Raw genomic sequence first — 4104 nt, 5'->3', positions numbered from 1 at the left:
ACCTGCTTTACAATCGGGAAAAAGAATACATTCAACAATGGAATCTTGGGTGAAGGGGATTGGAGTATTGTCAAAGCTGATTGCACCAATAGATGAAGATAATAACGTACTACCTATCGCGGTTAAGGTTACGGAGGATAGGGTCATCTCATCCTGGTACAATGGTAATAAAAAAATTCCCAACGTAAATGAGTTGCCAGACGAGATACATCCTTTAAATAACGTAAGTAGAGATTGGTTAAATATAAGAGGTGCACGCCCTGGCAGACAATCAGCTTGGGCATGGCGATGGAGTTTAGATGATTTGACATCCAGATTATCAAAAATCCTAAAAAATAGATTATTACCGGTAGATAAAGGACCTATATTTCAAGAGGAAATTTGGGACATGGCACTGAAACTTACAAATCGTGGCTCCTATTACTCTGGGGAAATAAAGCTAGAGGAACTGGAAGAAATCATGGAACTGCGTCTTAAAGGATACGACAAGCTGCAAATACGTAATACAGTATATGAAATAAGTAAAATTAAAAGAAATCTACAGAGTCTTAGGAAGCTGGGGATTACATCGTTACAAAGCCCTTGGCCTGGTCCAGACTTGAATTTCAATTCTGGAGGTTGGGTATGGAGCCCTTATTCTAATGATAGATTACTTGAAAGAACTAGAGTAGTCTATTCAAAGGCAATTGAAGCGTATCTACAATTAGTAGATGATCTTTTTCCAATGTTTAAAAATAGAATGGAAATATATAATACACTACCTGCGAAACTAATAGGTCAGCTTGAAATTCCACCTGCATCTAAAGGCTATTCAAGTCACCCTGGATTAGACTGGTATTTCGACCCATTACCAAATGGAAGCAAAACCAGCATTGAAATAAGTCTGGTGTTAACTGGACAAGTTAACCATGAAAAAGTTAGCACTTTATACGATAAATTACGTTTACTTAGACCAAAGGCAGCAGAATGGATCAGTTCTCATCATACAAGTCAGCTATTGGATATATTCAATAATTTTCCGGTTAGAGAGATTGTATACAATTGGCTATGGAATGACTTGAAAAGAATATCTTGGGTTGATGGCATTTTAGGACATAGGTATGAATAAGCAAACTGATTTTTTAAGAGCTAAGGAAAATACGCCGTTAGAGTGATCGGTGAACCGTATCATAAGTGACGGCTAAATTTAATCCGCCGCGATATTTAGTCGTTATAGCGTGTAAGGAGAACCCTACCATAAGTGACGGCGAAATTTTTGGCATTACATGCTGCGCAAACAATGGCAGACGGTCGTATTAAAACTCATACGCCGAAAGCTAAGCGAGCAAGAGAAAAAGCAAGTGCAATCCCGTTTGCAAAAAGCCTACTCCGAAAACGGGGAAGGTTTCTATGTGCATGCCCCGAAACAGAAAGGGAACGTGAAACAGCAGCTTGGATACATCGGACGTTACATGAGAAGACCCGCGATAGCGGTTAGCCGGATAGAAGCGTATGATGGAAAAATGGTGACATTTCGTTACCGGGATAAAACAGACGGAGAGGAGAAGACGGAAACCATCTCTGTGGAAGAATTCATCGGAAGAGTGATTCGGCATATCCCGGATGAAAACTTTAAGACGATACGTTACTATGGAGTTTACTCGCGGCGGATCAAGAGCCTTTGCAAAAAGCTGGTGAGCGAATGGCAAAAAGTAGCGAGGAGATGGATTGTAAAGGCGAAACGAATGTTAAAACGAAGAACATGGAGTGAGCGTATTAAAGAGCAGACGGGGAAGCCGCCTTGTTGTTCAAAATGCGAAAGTTACTACGAATACAAGGGAGAAGTCTGCCTGGAGGATGGAAATTTGAAGGTGAAGTACGCCGTGTGCTCCACCTCAAAGGCATGTCTGGAAAGGATGATTCGTAATGTCACCGGTGTCCAAGAAACGAAGGGTAGCCAAGAAAAAGAAGAAACCACACAACGGGCTGCGTAGTCAAGAAATAGTAAAATACATATGTCTGCAATGCAGTATGACAGAAGAAATTCCCTTGAATGTTGTTCGAAATTTCGATGTGATGGATGATGGAGACCCGACTGTACCTCCGCAATTCAGTTGCGAGGAATGTGGGGGAGGAATGTATCCGGAGTATTACAAGGGAGTACATGGGGACGAATACAAGATTGGTGATGTAAGAAAATAAGCTGGATGTAGGGTATTGCCTACACCCAGCGATTTTGCAGGTATGAACTCAGTTGTGCGAACTTAAAGGACGCCGTCAGGCGTTTTTCTTACTTCTATGCGGTAAGACTGCCGGGGCTCTCCCCCAACCTGGCCGGAATCGATTTTAGACAAAGAACCCCTTCCGCGAAAAGCGATTTGGGGTGATTTTGCCACCGGTGCGCTCGTATATCCTTTCACCCGCGACCATATACTGTTACGGAAAGGAGTGAGCGTATGGAGGTATTTTCGATTACCCTGACGTCCTCTTCCGAAGATAAAATGTCCCGTCTGACCCGCTGCTTGTCCGATGCATTCGCGGATTTACATAGCCTGGTCTCCAATTCCGGCGTGTGGGACGTCGATTCGGACTCCGGCCGGCTGCGTTATGTCGACCGCCATGCCGGCTCTAACGAGGGGGAGCATCGGGCGGCCGTGCTCAGGCACGCCGCGACCGGAATGGCCGAATATGTGCTTCTCGAATCGGAAACGGCGCTGCTCCGTTCCATCGCCCGCAAGCAGTTCCGTTATGATCGGGACGAGGATCTTGATAAAATCGTCTGGCACTGCGGGCAGTTTTTATACGGCAGCGGCGCTACCGAGGAAACGGGTCATAACGCCAACAGCCGAAGCCGACGCAAGCGAAAGGTAGCGAAGGAATTGGAAGCGTTTCTCAAACAGCAGCCGCGCATCCACCTGGACGGGTACGTTACTTTTCGTCTCGCCTCCTATCGGGAGGAGCTTCGCGAGGTGGTTGAATACGCGGTGGATGAATATGTGATGGACAAACAATATCAGGAATTTATTTCACTCCTCAAGTATTTCGTCTGTCTGCAGGAAACAAAGGTGTCCGTCGTTCACTTGATCCATGTGCAGGACAGCCAATTCTCTCTGTATGACGAGCGATACGAACCGGTCCAGAGCCGTGCCGTCGACCGAGTTGTGGCCGAGATGGTCGAGGCGGAAATCAATTTCGAAGACATGGTGGTCAGCCATTTGATCTCGATTGCGCCGGAGCGGATTGTGATCCATACCAGGCAGGAGGAGCTGCCCGTTATCCGGACGATCGAGGCGATTTTCGACCGGCGCGTTACCGTCTGTGCGGGCTGCCGTTCCTGCGGCACTTTTTTCGAAGGCGCGTTCAAGCCGGGCGACCGTCGTTCCACTTGACCGTTCAGGGGCGGCGGTTTATAATGGGGTTCATCAGCGACGATAAAGACATGTTTCAGCCTTGTGCGCGGTCCAGAGAGAGGAAACCCGGCTGTAATTTCCTTCCGAGAGCACTAGCGGAAATACCCCTTTGAGCTGTGCGGTTGAAGCCGATCTGCCTGACGAGACGGTGGGTAAGCCGCGCCGGTTCATCCCCGTTACCGGATGCTCGAGGATACGCGCGCACAGCTGCCTACGCAGGCTGCGGACGTATCGAATGAGGGTGGAACCACGGGTGATCGAACGCTCGTCCCTATCGGGACGCGCGTTTTTTTTATATTAAGGAGGGCGTGAAAATGTCGATTCAAGTGAAATTTCCGGATGGCGCGTTAAGGGAGTACCCGGCGGGCACGACGGTTGAAGAGGTGGCCGGGTCGATCAGCCCCGGATTGCGAAAAAATGCGATTGCGGGCAAGTTGGACGGCAAGGTGGTGGATGTGTACACGCCGATCGAGCGGGATGCGGCGGTTGAAATCGTGACGCTCGACAGCGCGGACGGGTTGGAGGTGTACCGTCACAGCACGGCGCATCTAATGGCCCAGGCAATCAAGCGGTTGTACGGCGACAGGAGCGTAAAGCTGGGCATCGGTCCGGTGATCGAGGACGGCTTCTATTACGATATCGACATGGAGGTGTCACTGACGCCTGAGGAGCTCGAGAAAATCGAGCAGGAAATGGAGCGTATCGTAAAGGAGGA

Annotated in this window: 3 protein-coding genes and 1 pseudogene; all 4 read left to right on the top strand. The window is 48.1% G+C overall.

All coding sequences use genetic code 11. The features are described from left to right. Nucleotides 1-1108: hypothetical protein (locus BG52_RS15745; RefSeq protein WP_223299030.1), on the top strand; the 1108-nt coding region annotated here is incomplete at its 5' end. 157 nt (nucleotides 1109-1265) lie between these two features. Beyond that, a pseudogene (locus tag BG52_RS14660) lies at nucleotides 1266-1973 on the top strand (IS91 family transposase); the annotation flags it as partial. Nucleotides 1974-2435: 462 nt separating this feature from the next. After that, nucleotides 2436-3368 carry a putative sporulation protein YtxC gene (gene ytxC / locus BG52_RS14655; RefSeq protein WP_051602348.1) on the top strand — a complete coding sequence of 311 codons (933 nt, stop codon included), beginning with the start codon at nucleotides 2436-2438 and terminating at the stop codon, nucleotides 3366-3368. Nucleotides 3369-3703: 335 nt separating this feature from the next. Continuing rightward, on the top strand, nucleotides 3704-4104 hold a 401-nt coding region (locus BG52_RS14650; protein WP_036667598.1), incomplete at its 3' end, for a TGS domain-containing protein.

Origin of the sequence: Paenibacillus darwinianus, from assembly GCF_000598065.1 — a bacterium.
In the GTDB taxonomy this organism is placed as follows: Bacteria; Bacillota; Bacilli; order Paenibacillales; family Paenibacillaceae; genus Paenibacillus_I; species Paenibacillus_I darwinianus.
Note: the sequence above shows the minus strand (reverse complement) of the source record. Positions and strands in the feature narration are given on the sequence as shown.